This is a genomic window from Pseudomonas frederiksbergensis, from assembly GCF_000802155.2.
GTDB classification, from domain to species: domain Bacteria; phylum Pseudomonadota; class Gammaproteobacteria; order Pseudomonadales; family Pseudomonadaceae; genus Aquipseudomonas; species Aquipseudomonas frederiksbergensis_A.
In genome coordinates this window covers 28,363-43,998 of the sequence record NZ_JQGJ02000001.1, presented here as the reverse complement: position 1 = coordinate 43,998, position 15,636 = coordinate 28,363, and the positions used below count along the sequence as shown (strand labels likewise).

Annotated in this window: 14 protein-coding genes; 7 read left to right on the top strand and 7 right to left on the bottom strand. The window is 61.5% G+C overall.

Annotation, left to right across the window (positions count from 1 at the left end; genetic code table 11):
• Window positions 1-222: 222 nt before the first annotated feature.
• The gene (locus JZ00_RS00180) at window positions 223-1,857 is read right to left on the bottom strand and encodes a methyl-accepting chemotaxis protein (protein WP_039590958.1); all 1,635 of its coding nucleotides are present in this window, start codon (window positions 1,855-1,857) and stop codon (window positions 223-225) included.
• 270 nt (window positions 1,858-2,127) lie between these two features.
• Between JZ00_RS00180 and JZ00_RS00175 the strand changes: the two genes are divergently transcribed.
• Window positions 2,128-2,958, top strand: coding sequence for an undecaprenyl-diphosphate phosphatase (locus JZ00_RS00175; protein WP_039590956.1), 831 nt, complete (start codon window positions 2,128-2,130; stop codon window positions 2,956-2,958).
• Entirely contained in the window at window positions 2,955-3,377 is a 423-nt protein-coding gene (locus JZ00_RS00170) for a DUF1294 domain-containing protein (protein ID WP_039590954.1), read from the top strand. The genes JZ00_RS00175 and JZ00_RS00170 overlap by 4 nt, the downstream gene beginning before the upstream one ends.
• Before the next feature lie 3 nt (window positions 3,378-3,380).
• Here JZ00_RS00170 and JZ00_RS00165 read toward each other — a convergent pair whose 3' ends face one another.
• Both JZ00_RS00165 and JZ00_RS00160 read right to left on the bottom strand, forming a co-directional pair.
• Window positions 3,381-3,731 (bottom strand): MmcQ/YjbR family DNA-binding protein, encoded by a 351-nt coding sequence (locus tag JZ00_RS00165; protein WP_039590953.1) that lies wholly within the window; start codon window positions 3,729-3,731, stop codon window positions 3,381-3,383.
• Window positions 3,728-4,636, bottom strand: a complete 909-nt coding sequence (locus JZ00_RS00160; RefSeq protein ID WP_039590951.1) for a LysR substrate-binding domain-containing protein — start codon at window positions 4,634-4,636, stop codon at window positions 3,728-3,730. Before JZ00_RS00160 ends, JZ00_RS00165 begins: the two co-directional genes overlap by 4 nt.
• Window positions 4,637-4,765: 129 nt before the next feature.
• On the opposite strand from JZ00_RS00160, the gene JZ00_RS00155 reads away from it, so the two are divergent.
• Together JZ00_RS00155 and JZ00_RS00150 are read left to right on the top strand one after the other, a co-directional pair.
• Window positions 4,766-5,374, top strand: a complete 609-nt coding sequence (locus JZ00_RS00155) for an FMN-dependent NADH-azoreductase (RefSeq protein ID WP_039590949.1) — start codon at window positions 4,766-4,768, stop codon at window positions 5,372-5,374.
• A 185-nt stretch (window positions 5,375-5,559) separates the two neighbouring features.
• On the top strand, window positions 5,560-6,597 hold the full coding sequence (locus JZ00_RS00150) for an alpha/beta hydrolase family protein (RefSeq protein WP_039590947.1): 1,038 nt from the start codon (window positions 5,560-5,562) through the stop codon (window positions 6,595-6,597).
• On the opposite strand, the gene JZ00_RS00145 is transcribed toward JZ00_RS00150, so the two are convergent.
• Window positions 6,591-7,784: an MFS transporter gene (locus tag JZ00_RS00145; RefSeq protein ID WP_039590945.1), complete on the bottom strand. Its 1,194-nt coding sequence runs from the start codon at window positions 7,782-7,784 to the stop codon at window positions 6,591-6,593. The genes JZ00_RS00150 and JZ00_RS00145 overlap by 7 nt on opposite strands.
• Before the next feature lie 184 nt (window positions 7,785-7,968).
• On the bottom strand, window positions 7,969-9,555 hold the full coding sequence (locus tag JZ00_RS00140) for an ABC-F family ATPase (RefSeq protein WP_080942524.1): 1,587 nt from the start codon (window positions 9,553-9,555) through the stop codon (window positions 7,969-7,971).
• Window positions 9,556-9,959: 404 nt separating this feature from the next.
• Between JZ00_RS00140 and lpxO the strand changes: the two genes are divergently transcribed.
• Window positions 9,960-10,859 (top strand): lipid A hydroxylase LpxO, encoded by a 900-nt coding sequence (gene lpxO / locus JZ00_RS00135; RefSeq protein ID WP_039591379.1) that lies wholly within the window; start codon window positions 9,960-9,962, stop codon window positions 10,857-10,859.
• A 4-nt stretch (window positions 10,860-10,863) separates the two neighbouring features.
• Here the strand turns inward: lpxO and ligD are convergent, their stop codons facing one another.
• Window positions 10,864-12,846, bottom strand: a complete 1,983-nt coding sequence (ligD, locus tag JZ00_RS00130; RefSeq protein ID WP_052742273.1) for a DNA ligase D — start codon at window positions 12,844-12,846, stop codon at window positions 10,864-10,866.
• A gap of 33 nt (window positions 12,847-12,879) precedes the next feature.
• The gene (ku, locus tag JZ00_RS00125; RefSeq protein WP_039590940.1) at window positions 12,880-13,770 is read right to left on the bottom strand and encodes a non-homologous end joining protein Ku; all 891 of its coding nucleotides are present in this window, start codon (window positions 13,768-13,770) and stop codon (window positions 12,880-12,882) included.
• Window positions 13,771-13,992: 222 nt separating this feature from the next.
• Here ku and JZ00_RS00120 point away from each other — a divergent pair, with 222 nt between their 5' ends.
• The gene (locus tag JZ00_RS00120; protein WP_039590938.1) at window positions 13,993-14,331 is read left to right on the top strand and encodes a hypothetical protein; all 339 of its coding nucleotides are present in this window, start codon (window positions 13,993-13,995) and stop codon (window positions 14,329-14,331) included.
• Window positions 14,332-14,371: 40 nt separating this feature from the next.
• The gene (locus JZ00_RS00115; protein ID WP_039590936.1) at window positions 14,372-15,520 is read left to right on the top strand and encodes a PQQ-dependent sugar dehydrogenase; all 1,149 of its coding nucleotides are present in this window, start codon (window positions 14,372-14,374) and stop codon (window positions 15,518-15,520) included.
• Window positions 15,521-15,636: the final 116 nt, after the last annotated feature.

Genomic DNA, 15,636 nt, shown 5'->3' with positions numbered 1-15,636 from the left:
GTCGGAGAGGGCGGGGATTGTAAACGCTAAGGGGCGCAGACCTCCAATTTCCGCGCTGGAGGTTCTGAGCCATTGCGAGCAAGGAGGGTCAACGTAGGCAACGTACCTGAGGTAAGCACCGAATCAATGTGTGCGAGCCTGCTCGCGAACGCGGGATTTCAGCGTCCATCCGTGCTGAATATCCCGCCGTTTTCGCGAGCAGGCTCGCACACCGGGTGCTTCTCAGACCCGGAACTGCTTGAGCAACCCGTTCAGCTGTTCGCTCAGGTCTTTGAGGCGCGCGCTGGCCAGGCTCGATTGCTCGGCGGCCACGGCGGTGCTGTGGGACAGGCCGGCGGCCTGGGTGACGTTCTGGTTGATGTCCTCCACCACATGGGCCTGTTGCAGGGTCGCACTGGCGATAGAGGCGTTCAGGCTGTTGAGATTGCGCAAGGCCTGGCCGATGGCATTGAGACTGGCGCCCGCAAGGCCGGCCTGCTCGATCGTCAGTTGGGAAGCGCGGCTGCTGTCGCTGATGACCTTCACTGCGGCTTCGGAATGGTTTTGCAGGCGTTCGATCATGGCCTGGATTTCGGCGGTGGATTTTTGGGTGCGCTGGGCCAACAGGCGCACTTCGTCGGCCACCACGGCAAAGCCACGGCCCTGCTCGCCGGCGCGGGCAGCTTCGATCGCCGCGTTGAGTGCCAGCAGGTTGGTCTGCTCGGCGATGGAGCGAATCACCTCCAGCACGCTGCCGATCTGGGTGCTTTCGCTGGCCAGGGTGCGGATCACTTCCACCGCCTGGTCGATGGTCTGCGAGAGCCGGTCGATCTGCTGCAAGCTGCCGTCGATGTTGACCTGGCCTTGCTGGGCCTGGGACTCGGCGTCGCGCATTTCACTGGCCGCATGCTCGGCATTCTTGGCCACGTCCTGCACGCCATAGGTGACTTCGTTGATCGCGGTCGCCACCAGTTCCATTTGTTGGGATTGTTGCTGGCTGCGTTGCTGGGCCTGGGCGGCGTCGTTGCCCAGTTCGCTGGACGATTGTCCCAGGGCGCTGGCGGAGGCCTGCAACTGGCTCACCACCTGCCGCAGCTTGGCGGTGAATGCGTTGAAGTGTCGCGCCAATTGCGTGACTTCGTCCTGGCCGTGGGTATCCAGGGTCCTGGTCAGGTCGCTTTCGCCACTGGCGATATTGGCCATGGCGTTGACGGTCTCCTGAAGCGGGCGAACGATGCTGCGCACGATCAGCGTCAGGAGCAGGCCCATGACCAGGGTAATCGCCAAGCCAATCAGCGAAGCCTTGATCAACTGGGACTGGAACTCTGCCTGGACGTCATCCACGTACACGCCGGAGCCGATGATCCAACCCCAGGGTTCGAACAGCTTGACGTACGAGGTCTTGCCGACCGGGGCTTCGGCGCCCGGCTTGGGCCAGAGATAATTGATCATGCCGGCGCCCTTGGCCTTGGCGATGGCGACCATTTCGTTGAACAGCGCGTAACCGTTGGGGTCGCGAATGGCAGAGAGATTCTGGCCTTCGAGTTTCGGGTTGGTCGGGTGCATGACCATGACCGGTGTCAGGTCATTGATCCAGAAGTAGTCGCTCTGGTCATAGCGCAGCCCGCGCACCGCGCTCAGGGCCTGCTTCTGCGCCGCCTCGCGGGTCAGGGTGCCGGCGGTTTCCAGGCCATGGTAGTAGCTCAACACACCGCTGGCGGTCTGGACCACATGCTGGGTCTTCTGCACCTTGGCCTGATACAGATCCGTGTGGATCTGCTTGAGCATAAACGCGCCCAACGTGAACAACATCACGATGGCCACGACCAGGATGAGCCACAAGCGTCGGCTGATCGATACACTGCGCAAGCTATTCATAGGCTGTCACTCCGGTTCTTATTCTTGTCATTAACGACGGCCGGCACTTTAACGCTCGGCAGGTACGCGTGATTGACCTGGGTCATAACGCGGCAGCGTTATCAGGGCTTGTCTGATAGGATTTCGGCCCCGCAGCGCAAAACCTGAGCCTGTTCCGTTTTTTCATTGGTTTTTTTGCAAGGTCGCGGTTATCGTGCAGCCGCTGCGTGCACCTGCGTAACGTTTGAATAGAGATAAGGCCTGGATAGACCGGCCTTTTTTGGGGGATGAATGGATTTGTGGACTGCCTTTTCGGCATTGATTCTTGGCGTGGTAGAAGGCTTGACGGAATTCCTGCCGATTTCCAGCACGGGGCATCAGATCGTCGTCGCAGACTTGCTTGGGTTTGGTGGTGAGCGTGCGATGGCATTCAACATCATTATCCAACTAGGCGCGATCCTGGCGGTGGTCTGGGAGTTCCGGCGCAAGATTTTCGAGGTGGTGCTGGGCCTGCCTACCCAGCCCGGCGCACGTCGTTTCACCGCCAACCTGCTGATTGCCTTCTTCCCCGCCGTGATACTGGGCGTGCTGCTTGCCGACTGGATCCACCATTACCTGTTCAACGCGATCACCGTCGCCACGGCGCTGGTGGTGGGTGGTTTGGTGATGCTTTGGGCCGAGAAGCGCCAACACAGGGTGCACGCCGAGAGTGTGGATGACATGACTTGGAAGGATGCCCTGAAAGTCGGCCTGGCCCAGTGCATCGCGATGATTCCTGGCACCTCCCGTTCCGGGGCAACCATTATCGGCGGGCTGCTGTTCGGCCTGTCGCGCAAAACCGCCACGGAGTTCTCGTTTTTCCTGGCGATGCCGACCATGGTCGGCGCGGCGGTTTACTCCGGCTATAAATACCGCGAGCTGTTCGTACCGGCGGATTTCCCGGTATTTGCCATAGGCTTCATCACCGCGTTCATCTTCGCCATGATCGCGGTCAAGGGCCTGCTGCGCTTCATCGCCAGCCACAGCTATGCGGTGTTCGCCTGGTATCGGATTGCGTTCGGCCTGCTGATCCTGGCGACCTGGCAATTTGGTTGGGTGGACTGGACTGCGGCCAAGCCATGAACGATTCAGGCCGGCGCGGCGCGCGTCACACTGGCGGAGCCGTGCAGAACCTGCGGCTCAAGCTGGGGGTGTTCGCGCTGCTGTGCGCCTTGCCGTTGTCCGGTTCGCTGCTGCTCGGGCTGCAAGGCGAGTCCTGGGTGCCAATGACAGCTTACGGCGTCGTCAGTGTCGTGGCGTTCCTGCTCTACTGGAGCGACAAGCGAAAGGCGCAATCCGACGCTTGGCGCACGCCGGAAAATGTCTTGCACGCCGTTGAGCTGGCCGGTGGCTGGCCCGGAGCATTGCTGGCCCAACAGGTGTTTCGCCACAAGACCCGCAAGGTGACGTTCCAGGTGGTGTTCTGGTTTGTCGTGTTGTTGCACCAGGGATTCTGGGTTGACCAGTTGTTCCTGGGTGGGCATCTGTTGGCGTTGTTCTAGGCGCTACAGCAACAACCCAACCTGTGTACGCTTCGGCAGTTTGCTGACCACCAGTTGATGGGAGCGCTGCAGCAACCCTCGCAATTCGTCGTCGCCCAGCGGGTAGGGCACGTTCATGATGATCCACTGTGCACGCGCCAGATAGGGTGCCGGGTGAATGCCTGGCCGGTCGCAATGGCCGAGAAACAGGTCCTTGTCGACCTTGAACGCCAATGAGTCGCCGCGCAGTCCCTGCAAGGCGAACATCTTGTTTCCAGCGATGGAAAATACCCGCACGCCGCCCCATTTATAGTCTTCCCTGGCCCCTGGCAAGCCCAGGCAAAACCGTGCGACGTCCTCTTCGCTCCAGCTCATAGCGTTTTATCTCCACATTGTTCGAATGCCGCTACCAGGTGATCGATCCAGGCGCGCACCGCCGGCAGCATACCCCGTCGGTGGGGATAAACCGCCAAGAGCCAGCCATCGGGGGACGACCAACCCGGCAACAGCTCCACTAATCTGCCGTCACGCAATTCCTCTTCGCAATACATGCTTGGCAACAGCGTAAAGCCCAGGCCGGCGAGGGCGCAGGCGCGGCGCACGATGAAATCATCGATGCCCAGGCGTGCTTCCAGGGTCAGCTCGGTACTTTGACCATCGCTGTCAAGCAGGCGCAGGTGAACCAGCCGATCCGCTTCCAATGCCCCCAGCACCGGCAATTGCCGAAGATCTTCCGGGGTTTCGATTCGTCGTCCCTGGGTGAAGGCCGGGCTGGCGACCATGATCAACCGGGCCTGGCGCAAGCGGCGAGTCATCAAGAGTGGGTCTTCGTCCCCCAGGTCCCGCACGCGCAGCGCGACGTCGATGCCTTCGCTGACCAGATCCACCCGGCGGTTGAGCAGCGTCATCTCCAGTTGGACCTGCGGATACTTAGCCAGGAAGGTTTCGATGATCGATGGCAGGAACTGATGCGCCAGTCCCACCGGGCTCGACACCCGCAATCGTCCACGGGGTTCGCTGGACATGCTTGCCACGGCCTCGTCGGCCATCTCCGCCTCCAGCAGCATCGCCTGGCAGTGGCGCAGGTAGCGTTCGCCCACTGCGGTCAGCTTCAACTGGCGGGTCGTACGTTGCAGCAGGCGAGCATTGAGACGTTCTTCCAGCTCGGCGATACGCCGTGACAGCCGCGACTTCGGGATGCCGAGCAGGCGGCCGGCCGCAGCGAAGCCGCCGGCCTCGACCACCTTGGCGAAGTAATAAAGATCGTTGAGGTCTTGCATGTTGAACTCGATTGTCCTGTCAGTGGAACGAACTATCGCATTTTCGCTTACTTATCGGCCATTGGTTTCATCGATAGGATTGTTCTCAATTGATCGCCTGGTCGCGATCCTCACTTGGAGAGCACTCACATGAAACTGTTGCACATCGATTCGAGCATCCTCGGCGACAACTCGGCTTCGCGCCAACTCAGCCGTGAACTGGTCCAGGCGTGGACTGCCGCCGACTCTGACATCACCGTCACTTACCGAGATTTGGCTGCCGACGCCATCAGCCACTTTTCCGCCCAGACGCTGGTCGCCGCCGGCACCAGCGCTGAGCTGCGTGACGCCGCCCTCAAGCACGAGGCCGACCTCAGTGCGTCGACCATGGCCGAGTTCCTCGCCGCAGATGCGGTGGTGATTGCAGCGCCGATGTACAACTTCAGCATTCCAACCCAGCTCAAGGCCTGGATCGACCGCATCGCTGTCGCCGGCCAGACGTTCCGCTACACCGAAGCCGGCCCGCAAGGCCTGTGCGGCGGCAAGAAACTGGTGATCGTCTCCACCTCCGGCGGTGTGCATGCCGGGCAACCGAGTGGCGTGGGCCACGAGGAATATCTGAAGCTGATGTTCGGCTTCCTGGGCATCACTGACATTGAATTCGTCCGCGCCGAGGGCCTGGCCTACGGTGACGACATGCGCACCAAAGCGATGAGCGAGGCCAAGCTGCAGATCAGCCAGCAATTCGCCGCCGCGTAAGGCTTGCGTAAAGGCGCCAGGCGCTTCGGGCAACCTGCGCAAAACCCTGTATTCTCGTCGTCAATGGGACGGCTGGGGTACGGGGTTTTTTCATACCCGGCGCCGGGCTTGATGGCGCAGGTCATGCACGGCCAGAACGGCGACGACGGGGACCCTCCCGTGCGCGTGCGAAGGTGGAAAGGTCGATGACACGTCTTGGTGCAGCATTGCTGTTTTGTCTGGTAGCCAGCCTCGGCCCGGTGCAGGCCGCGCCGGCGCCGCATCCGCATTGGAGCGCCGGTTTCCACGAACTGGACTTCCTCGATCCGCTGGACCAACAGCCGATGCATGCCATCGCGTTTTATCCGTCCACCGCGAAAGATCAGTCCAGCTCCCTGGGCGGCTACCAGATCGACGCGGCGCCGGACGCCCAGATCGCCATCGGTCGCTTTCCATTGCTGATGCTGTCCCACGGCAATACCGGCACGCCCCTGGCCCTGCACGACCTGGCCACCTCGCTGGCACGCAAGGGGTTCTTGGTGGTGGCGGTGATTCATCCGGGTGACAACGCCCAGGATCACAGCCGGCTCGGCACGTTGAGCAACCTGTACGGCCGGCCGATCCAGATATCCGAAGCCATCAGCGCAACCCTGAATGATCCGATGCTCTCGCCATTCGTCAACGCCGCGCAGGTTGGCGTGATTGGCTATTCGGCCGGCGGCGAAACTGCCTTGATCCTTTGCGGCGCCACGCCGGACCTCAATCGCCTGCGACGCTACTGCCAGGAAAGGCCCGATGACCGTGATGCCTGTAATACCCGGGGCGAGTTGATTGCCGACCGCGATGATCTCTCGCCAGTGGCTGATCCCAGGGTTCGCGCGTTACTGCTGATGGCGCCGTTGAGCCTGAAATTCGGTCGTCACACGTTGGCCGACGTCCATGTGCCGGTGCTGCTCTACAGCGGCGACGGCGACAAACTGGTGGCGTTCGACAAGAACGCAGCAGCCCTGGCCCGCAAACTACCTACCGCGCCGGATTTCAAGACGTTGGCCGGGGCCGGCCACTTTGTCTTCATGGCGCCTTGCACGGACGAGCAGATTGCGGCGATGCCGGCGCTGTGCACCGATGCCGACGGGGTTGATCGCAAGGACATCCACCGCACTATGGTCTCCGAGGCCAGCCGTTTCTTCAGCCAGGCATTGGGCAAGCCGACCCGCGCCGGCATCAGGACCGCCGATCAGTGATCGCTGCGTCCGGCCCGCCGGCGCAGCAATAGCGCCAGGCCCAGGCCGATGAGCGACAGCAAGGCCGCGAAGAAGAAAATCGACGAATAGCCAAGGTTCAACGCCACTGCGCCCATCAGTGGGCCGGCAATCGCCAATGCCAGGTCGAAAAACACCGCGTAGGCACTCAACCCGGCGCCCCGGCTGCTGTTGGGCACCTGCTTGATCGCTTCCACGCCCAGCGCCGGATAGACCAACGACAAGCCGAAGCCGGCCAGGCCCGCGCCGACCAGGGCAAACGCGGTGGAGGGGGCGAGCCAGAGCATCACCAGCCCCAGGGTCTCGATGCTCATGCAGACAATGGCCGAGCTGAAGCCACCGAAACGGGCGATGCTGGAAATGAACAGCAGCCGCGACAGGATGAAACAGATGCCGAAGACCGTCAGGCACCACGCCGCACCGGTCCAGTCGCGGCTCACGTAGAACAGCGTAATGAACGTGGTGAGCGTGCCGTAGCCGATCGAGGCCAGGCACAGGCTCGCGCCAAACGGCGAAATGCGCCCGAACACCGCCCAGAAGGGCAGGCGCTCGCCACGCACGACCGGCACCGAGGGTTTATTGCGGATCAGCAACAGCGCCATGCCGGCCAACAAGGACAAGGCGATGCCCAGGCTGGCGAAACCGAGGCTACCGACCATCACCACCCCCAGCGGCGCGCCGATGGCGATGGCCCCGTAGGAAGCGATGCCGTTCCAGGAAATCGATCGGGCGGTATGCTCCACGCCGACTTGGCCCATGCACCAACTGATCGTCCCGACGCCGATCAGGCCTTGGGCCACGCCCAAGAGCACGCGACCAACGATCAGGATCAACAGGCTTGGCAAGGCAAAGTCCTGCAACAATGTCGAGATCAGCGTCAGCACACCACTGAGCACAATCCCCAGCAAGCCATAAACGATGGCCCGCTTGGTGCCGATACTGTCCGACAACCGCCCGGCCATGGGCCGGCTGAGCAGGGTCGCCAGGTACTGGGAACCGATGGTCAGCCCGGCGATGACGGCGCTGAAACCCAACTGGTCATGGACATAGCCAGGCAACACGGCGATCGGCAGGCCGATGCAGAGAAACGCGATGAACGTGTAGAAAACGATGGAGACGATCTGCAAGGTGATCGACAAGGAGCTGGGAGCGGGCTGGGCTGTTGGCATGGGGCTCGTTCGCGGGCAGCAGCAGGAGTGTCCCATCATGGCGCGTGACGAGGATAAAAGGAAGCTGACTAACGGTTTACCTGTGTTCTCGTTCCCATGGATCCTGTGCCGTTGAAATGCAAAAGCCCTGTCACATGGACAGGGCTTTCACTTGTAGCTCGAAGCTTACCGCTCGCAGGTGCTCTTAGAAGATCACACCCTGGCTGCGCAGGTAGTCGTCATAAGTGCCGCTGAAGTCAACCACGCCGTCGGCGCTCAGCTCGATGATGCGGGTGGCCAGGGACGATACGAATTCGCGGTCGTGGCTGACGAAGATCAACGTGCCCGGATAGTTTTCCAGCGCCAGGTTCAGCGCTTCGATGGATTCCATGTCCAAGTGGTTGGTCGGTTCGTCCATCACCAGCACGTTCGGCTTTTGCAGGATCAGCTTGCCGAACAGCATGCGGCCCTGTTCACCACCGGAGATGACCTTGACCGACTTGAGAATCTCGTCGTTGGAGAACAGCATGCGGCCCAGGGTACCCCGGATCATCTGCTCGCCCTGGGTCCACTGGCCCATCCAGTCGAACAGGCTGACGTCGTCTTCGAAGTCATGGGCATGGTCCTGGGCGTAGTAGCCCAGTTCCGCGCTTTCGGTCCATTTGACCGAGCCGGCGTCCGGTGTCAGCTCGCCCATCAAGGTGCGCAGCAGGGTGGTCTTGCCGATGCCGTTCGGGCCGATGATCGCCACGCGCTCGCCGGCTTCGACGGTGAAGCTGAAGTTCTTGAACAGGGTCTTGCCGTCGAAGCCCTTGGACATGCGCTCGATGGTCACGGCCTGGCGGTGCAGCTTCTTGGTCTGTTCGAAGCGAATGAACGGGCTGACGCGGCTCGATGGCTTGACCTCGGCCAGCTGGATCTTGTCGATCTGCTTGGCACGGGAGGTGGCCTGCTTGGCTTTCGAGGCGTTGGCCGAGAAGCGGCTGACAAACGTCTGCAATTCGGCGATCTGGGCTTTCTTCTTGGCGTTGTCCGACAGCAATTGCTCGCGGGACTGCGTGGCCGCGATCATGTACTCGTCGTAGTTGCCCGGGAACAGGCGCAGCTCACCGTAGTCCAGGTCGGCCATGTGGGTGCAGACGCTGTTGAGGAAGTGCCGGTCGTGGGAAATGATGATCATGGTGCTGTTACGCGCCGTGAGGATATTTTCCAGCCAACGGATGGTGTTGATGTCCAGGTGGTTGGTCGGTTCGTCGAGCAACAGCACTTCCGGATCGGAGAACAATGCCTGGGCGAGCAATACGCGCAGTTTCCAGCCTGGGGCGACTTCGGTCATCGGGCCGAAATGCTGCTCCAGGGGAATGCCCAGGCCCAGCAGCAGTTCACCGGCGCGGGATTCGGCGGTGTAGCCGTCCATCTCGGCAAATTCGGTTTCCAGCTCGGCCACGGCCATGCCGTCTTCTTCGGTCATTTCCGGCAGCGAGTAGATGCGGTCGCGCTCGGCCTTGACCTTCCACAGCTCTTCGTGGCCCATGATCACGGTATCGATCACGGTGAATTGCTCGTAGGCGAACTGGTCCTGGCGCAGTTTACCCAGGCGCACGTTCGGCTCCAGCATCACCTGGCCGCCGGACGGCTCGAGGTCGCCGCCGAGGATTTTCATGAAGGTCGACTTGCCGCAACCGTTGGCGCCGATCAGGCCGTAGCGGTTGCCCGCGCCAAACTTGACAGAGACGTTTTCGAACAGTGGCTTGGCGCCGAACTGCATCGTGATGTTAGCTGTAGAGATCAAAGGATTATCCTGCGGAACATTCAGAGTAGCTAAGGGTGCGGCAGTACCTGTTCAGTACCTGTTTGCGCCGATCCGCACCGCGCTAGAGGCTTCGCGGTCGCAAGCGCAAGGGTCCATCCGGCATAAGAGGACAGCTGCATACGGAGCGCCTGGCCCGAGTGGGTATGCGCCGAAGCCGGTTTTCCGGCATCGGCCAAAAGGGGGCGCATGATATTGGGCGGCGATTGTACTGGTCTGGACGCTTTAACGATAGGGTATTGCCTGGGCAAGACAGTTTTTCACAACTGAGGATAACTTTCAGTTACAAAGTCTGGCTAAAATGCCATCTCACTCGACGCCATCCACCTCGCCGCTTGGCTGGCCAGGAGACGCCGCCTGTCAACTCCTGCATTGTGACGAACTCCGTGAAGCTCATCATTGTTGCGATCTACATCCTCTCCATCGGCTATGTGCACCTGCGCGGACGCGTGCGGCATAAGATCGGCCGCCAACTGAGCGATCACTCCTCCTTCCTCGCGCCGGTCAATTGCCTGCTCTACCTGTGCTCGAAACTGCCCAGCAAGCCGTTCCTCAGCCCAAGGGAATTCCCGGACCTGAGCCCGTTGCAGGCCCATTGGGAAGAGATCCGCGCCGAAGGCCGGAACCTGTTGCAGGCAGGCGAGATCAAGCGTTCCAACCAATACGACGATGTGGGTTTCAACTCATTCTTCAAGACCGGCTGGAAGCGTTTCTACCTCAAGTGGTACGGCGACAGCCATCCGTCGGCCATGAAGCTCTGCCCACGTACCACCGAACTGGTACAGGGCATCGGCTCGATCAAGGCGGCCATGTTCGCCGAATTGCCCCCCGGCTCGAAACTGGTGCGCCATCGCGATCCGTATGCCGGCTCCTATCGCTATCACCTGGGCCTGCAAACGCCCAACGATGCCGGTTGCTACATCGATGTCGATGGCGAGCCCTATCATTGGCGCGACGGCGAGGCGGTCATCTTCGACGAGACGTTCATCCATTACGCCGAAAACACCACGGCGCAGAACCGCATCATCTTGTTCTGCGATGTGGAACGGCCGATGAAGTACCGTTGGGCCACGGCGTTCAACCGCTGGTTCAGCCGTACCGTGATGGCCGCCGCTGGCGCGCCGAACGATGCCGGTGACAAGACCGGCGGCCTGAACCGGGCGTTTTCCCGACTGTACAAGATCCGTCTGCAAGGCAAGGCGCTGAAGAAACGCAATCGCACGTTGTACTACATGCAGAAGTGGGCGTTCTTTGGGGCTCTGCTGGCGATTTTCGTCTGGATCTGAAGGTTCAGGGCTTCTCTGTCTCCAGTTGTTCCCACATCCTGGCGGTGATCCGTTGGCGATGGTTATAACCTTCCCACGGGTCAGCGCCCAGGCCTTTGGCCCGTTCCAACGCAGTCTGGATGTCCCACTGCTGGGCGTTACGCAGGCCGTCCAGTTCGTCACGGGCAATCGGGACCGAAACCGGCAGGCCCGGCCTTGCGCGCACCGAGTAGGCAGCCACGGTGCTGGCGCCGCGGGCGTTGCGCAGATAATCGATAAATACCTTGCCCACGCGGTTCTTGGGTCCCATGGTCGCGGTGATCCGCTGCGGCATCTGGCGGGTCAGGAATTGCGAGATGGCCTTGGCGAAAGCCTTGGTGACCTCCCATCCCTCGCTGCGAGCCAATGGCACGATGACGTGCATGCCTTTGCCGCCGCTGGTCTTGAGAAATCCCTGCAGGCCCAGCTCGTCCAATACGGACAAGGTCATGCGCGTCGCTTCGAGCATGGCGCTCCAGGGCAATGACGGGTCGGGGTCCAGGTCCAGGACGAACAGATCGGGCGTCTCGATTCGGTCATGGGTGGCCGTCCAGGTGTGCAATTCCACCGCGCCCATCTGCGCCGCGCCGACCAGGGCATGGATACTGTCGATTTCCATCAGCGCCGCGTGGCCCGGGTCAAGCTTCGGATCCAACTGCTTGATATGGGGTATTTCAAGGCGATCTGCATGTTTCTGGAAGAACAGTTGCTCGCCGATTCCCTCCGGTGCCCGCACAAGTGCGACAGGCCTCAACTTCAGGTGCGGTAGGATCCATGGCGCGATCTCCAGGTAATACTGCGCCAGTTCGGCTTTTTGTACGCCGCTGACGCTGTCAACGACGCGGTCGGGGTGGGTGATCATCACGCCGTCGACCTTGGCGGCGTCTGCCTTGGTGCGGCGCTTGGGCTTGGGAGGCGCGGCTTTTATCGGCATGGGCTGCTCGCGCACCACGCGGCTGGCGTGCCCGTCGCCCGGCAGGCCAAGGAATACCGCTTGGCGAACCAGGCCCTCGGCGGTCCATTCGGCAAATTCGACTTCGCAGACTTGGGCCGGCTCGACCCAATGCACACCGCGTCCCTGTGCACCGCGCAGTGGCTGGTCCAGCGGGGAAGTATCGCGCTCCTGGGCGCAGAGTCTTTCGTGCAACTGCGTGAGTTGAGCCTGGCTGAAGCCCGTGCCGACGCGGCCGGCATACACCAGGCCCGACGGCCCGTTGACCGCCAGCAACAGGGCGCCGAAGCCGTTGCGTTTGCCTTGTGGGCGCGTGAATCCCACGATGACAAAGCATTGGCGCAGCCGACATCTGAGCTTGACCCAATCGGGATTGCGGCCCGAGACATAAGGGCTGCCCAGACGTTTGCCGACCACACTGTCCAACGACAGCGCGGTGGCACTTTCGAAAATGTCGTGTTGGCTGGCGGAGAATGCCTCGGAAAACCGCAGGCGCTTGCTGGCGTTGTTCTTCAGGGCGTTCTTGAGCGCGGAGCGGCGTTCTTCCACCGGTTTCTCGCGCAGGTCGACACCATTGAGGAACGGCGCGTCGAACAGGAAATACACCATGTCGACGCTGCGTCCGATTTCGAAGGCCTGGCGCAGGGCAGGGAAGTCCGAATGGCCGGCGTCGTCGAGCAGGACAAGTTCGCCGTCGAGCCAACAATTGCCCAGGTCCAGCTTCGCCAAGGCGTCGGCATGCAGCTTGAGCCGCTCGGTCCAGTCCGTGTGGTGGCGGTTAAACAGCCGGACCTCGCCATTCTCGATGCGCGCCATGAGGCGATAGCCGTGGAATTGGATCTCATAGCGCCATTCCCCGGCCGGCGGTTGTTCCACGGGCGTGGCCAATTGCGGTGACAGACGTTCCGGCAGCCGGCCGTTGTCCACCTGATCGCCCCGTCGGGCACGGCTGCGAGTCGTTGTTGCGTGCGCTTGCACGGCGGACAGACGGGCAGATTCACTCTCGGCCTTGGCCATGACAGATTCCCTTGTGTTACAGGCGCCCGGGGTTTAGCCCCGGGAGGCCTTGGTGGCTTTTTTAGCAGGAGCGGATTTACGCGTCTTGGTCGATTTTGCTGCCGTTTTTTCAGCCGGTTTTTCCGGGCTCTTGCCCTTGCCACCGAGGCTGCGCTTGAGCAGCTCGGTAAGGTCGATGACGTCGGCGGTCTTGCGTTGTTCTTCGCCCGGGTCGGTTTCCACCGCTTCGAGGCGGCCTTCGGTGGCCTTTTTTTCCACCAGTTCCATGATTTTTTCCTGGAAACTGTCGCGGTACTCCTGGGGTTCCCAGTCGCCGCTCATGTCTTCCACCAGGCGCTTGGCCATGTCCAGTTCGCCCTTTGCCAGCGTTGGGTTGGTCACTTCGTCGCCCAGCTCCAGGACGTCGAGTTCGCGGACCTCGGCGGGCCAGCGCAGCATCACCAGCACCAGGGCCTCTTGCAACGGCATGAGCGCCGCCAGGTGTTGGCGGGTATGCAGCACGACATTTGCCAGGGCGACCTTGTTGGTCTTGAGCAGCGTCTCGCGCAGCAACGCATAGACCTTGCCACCGCGTTTGTCCGGCGCCAGGAAATACGGCTTGTCGATGTTCTGGAGCGGGATCTTTTCGCTGTCCACGAAAGAGAAAATGTCGATGGTCTGGGTGGACTTGGGGTGGGCTGCGCGAATTTCATCCTCGCTGATCAGCACATATTGACCCTTCTGGTATTCCAAGCCTTTGACGATGTCATCCTTGGTCACTTCCTTGCCGGTGACCTTGTTGACGCGCTTGTAGCCCACCGGATCCATGCTGCGTTTGTCCAGCCAGTCGAAATCCACACCTTGGGACGCGGTGGCCGACACCAGTGCCACCGGAATGTGGACCAGCCCGAAACTGATTGCGCCTTTCCAGATTGCCCGTGCCATGGTGCAATTTTCCTTACCGGTGAATGGTCTCTCTGGTGACCCCCAGGGCTTGGAAAAAGTTTCCGCCGGCCGCCGGCTGGCTGCGGTTGGCCGCTTGGAATAGCCTGGCAGCGGAGATGCCTAGTTACATCTTCGCGGGGATATTTCGCTTAACAACAACGAACCTGCGGCGTAGCGTGCTTTCGATATGCCGGTGTCATCACCGTGTCGCTGGGAGGTTCCATGAACAGGCTGATACTCGTTCTAACCGCGCTATCAATGAGCGCCGCCGCGCAAGCGGTCACGCCGGGCGTGGGGCCAGTGCTGGCCCAGAACCTGCCGGGCAACAACAACCCATACAACAGCCCGATCCGCCGGGCCAATCCCAACAGCATGCAGGGCACCCAGCCCAACGTGCCGACGATTCGCAGCAACCCGACAGTGCCGGTGCCACGCCCTCCGACCTTGGAAAACGGCGGCATCGGCAATGGTTACCCCCGGGCTGGCTCGGCTCCCGGCTCGCCACGCCCCACCATCGAATCCCCGACACCTCCCAGGAACATGAATAACGGCAATCGCTGAGGCGCCGTCCTGATCCACATCACCACAGAAGGAAGTGTGCATGTTGCGTAAAACAATCCGGACCACCCTGTGTGCCAGCGCTATGGTGGTCTTCGCCACGCCAGTCTTCGCCGCGCAAGTGCAGGCACTGAAGAGCGAGGAAGGCACCCTCGAAGTGACAACCGTGGTCAGGGGGCTCGAGCATCCCTGGTCCGTGGCGTTCTTGCCCGACCAGCAGGGCATGCTGGTGACGGAGCGCGCCGGCAACCTGCGGTTTGTGGGCACCGATGGCAAATTATCCGCACCGTTGAACGGTGTTCCCGAGGTCTGGGCCAAGGGGCAGGGTGGTTTGCTGGATGTGGTGCTGTCGCCGGACTTCAAGCAGGACCGTACGATTTACCTGTCCTACGCCGAGGCCGGTAAGGACGGCAAGGCCGGTACCGCCGTGGGCCGGGGGCAACTGTCCAAGGACTTGAAAAGCCTCGACGGTTTCGACGTGATTTTCCGACAACAGCCCAAGCTCTCCACCGGCAATCACTTCGGCTCCCGCCTGGTGTTCGACCGGGACGGCTACCTGTTCATCACCCTGGGGGAAAACAACGATCGCCCGACCGCCCAGGACCTGGACAAGTTGCAGGGCAAGATCGTGCGGATCTACCCCGACGGCAAGGTGCCTGACGACAACCCCTTTGTCGGTCAGAAGAACGTACGCCCGGAGATCTGGTCGTACGGCCTGCGCAACCCCCAGGGCGCTGCGCTCAACCCGTGGAACGGCACGGTGTGGGAGAACGAGCACGGCCCCAAGGGCGGTGACGAGTTGAACATCGTCGAGCGGGGCAAGAACTATGGCTGGCCGCTGGCGACCCACGGCGACAACTATTCAGGCGCGCCGATCCCCGAGGCCCAGGGCAAGACCGTCGAAGGCACCGTCGGGCCGCACCATGTCTGGCAGGTGTCGCCAGGGCTCAGCGGCATGGCGTTCTATGACAATGACCGCTTCAAGCCCTGGCAACGCAACGCGTTTATCGGGGCGTTGGTGTCCAAGGACCTGATCCGCCTGGAATTCGAGGGCGACAAGGTCGTTCATGAGGAGCGCTTGCTGGGTGAACTCAAGGAACGTATCCGGGACGTTCGCCAGGGCCCGGATGGTTTCCTCTATGTGCTGACAGATGAAGACGACGGTGCGCTGTACAAAGTCGGTCTGAAATAACGGCGATGCGATCAAGCTCTTTGTGGCGCGGGAGCAAGCTCCCTCGCCACAGGAATGCGCAGGTTGGGATTTTGATTGACTTGCCAAGCGGTCGCGGCTAGTTTCCAACCATGACT

Bases quoted from the DNA above. Each gene is read 5' to 3' on its own strand.
- JZ00_RS00160 (WP_039590951.1), bottom strand. From the start codon at position 4,636: ATGCAAGACCTCAACGATCTTTATTACTTCGCCAAGGTGGTCGAGGCC.
- JZ00_RS00145 (WP_039590945.1), bottom strand. From the start codon at position 7,784: ATGCCAACAGCCCAGCCCGCTCCCAGCTCCTTGTCGATCACCTTGCAG.
- JZ00_RS00115 (WP_039590936.1), top strand. From the start codon at position 14,372: ATGTTGCGTAAAACAATCCGGACCACCCTGTGTGCCAGCGCTATGGTG.
- JZ00_RS00170 (WP_039590954.1), top strand. From the start codon at position 2,955: ATGAACGATTCAGGCCGGCGCGGCGCGCGTCACACTGGCGGAGCCGTG.
- JZ00_RS00155 (WP_039590949.1), top strand. From the start codon at position 4,766: ATGAAACTGTTGCACATCGATTCGAGCATCCTCGGCGACAACTCGGCT.
- JZ00_RS00175 (WP_039590956.1), top strand. From the start codon at position 2,128: ATGGATTTGTGGACTGCCTTTTCGGCATTGATTCTTGGCGTGGTAGAA.
- JZ00_RS00165 (WP_039590953.1), bottom strand. From the start codon at position 3,731: ATGAGCTGGAGCGAAGAGGACGTCGCACGGTTTTGCCTGGGCTTGCCA.
- JZ00_RS00150 (WP_039590947.1), top strand. From the start codon at position 5,560: ATGACACGTCTTGGTGCAGCATTGCTGTTTTGTCTGGTAGCCAGCCTC.
- JZ00_RS00120 (WP_039590938.1), top strand. From the start codon at position 13,993: ATGAACAGGCTGATACTCGTTCTAACCGCGCTATCAATGAGCGCCGCC.
- ligD (WP_052742273.1), bottom strand. From the start codon at position 12,846: ATGGCCAAGGCCGAGAGTGAATCTGCCCGTCTGTCCGCCGTGCAAGCG.
- ku (WP_039590940.1), bottom strand. From the start codon at position 13,770: ATGGCACGGGCAATCTGGAAAGGCGCAATCAGTTTCGGGCTGGTCCAC.
- JZ00_RS00180 (WP_039590958.1), bottom strand. From the start codon at position 1,857: ATGAATAGCTTGCGCAGTGTATCGATCAGCCGACGCTTGTGGCTCATC.